The sequence below is a fragment of the Oleiphilus sp. HI0080 genome (assembly GCF_001635135.1).
The window spans coordinates 1-428 of sequence record NZ_LWFU01000210.1; the positions used below are offsets into that span (position 1 = coordinate 1).

At 52.8% G+C, this 428-nt stretch carries 1 protein-coding gene; it reads right to left on the minus strand.

The window, feature by feature from the left end; all coding sequences use genetic code 11:
• Positions 1 to 428, minus strand: a 428-nt coding sequence (locus A3751_RS02300; protein ID WP_156492206.1) for an ATP-binding cassette domain-containing protein, incomplete at both ends; no start/stop codon positions are given.

Genomic DNA, 428 nt, shown 5'->3' on the forward strand with positions numbered 1-428 from the left:
TAATGATGCGCCTTGCTCGCCGACCATGGTGTCGTAACCTTCGGGTAACTCAAGAATAAACTCGTGCGCACCCGCCAATTTGGCAGCTTGAATTACCCGCTCTATCGGCATGCTTGGGTCAACTAAGGCGATATTGTCTTTGACAGTTCGATTGAACAAGCGGCTTTCTTGCAGCACCACACCCACCTGCCGGCGCAGCCATGCGGTATCGACCTGAGCCAGATCAACACCATCAACCAGAACCCGACCGGATTCTGGAACATACAAGCGCTGAATGAGCTTGCTAAGGGTGCTTTTGCCCGATCCGGAGCGACCAACAATGCCGATCACCTCTCCGGCTTGCACATTGAGTGACAGCGCCTTTAACACCTCTGGACGATCAGGCGCATAACGAAAACAGACCTGATCAAAACACACATCCCCGTTAA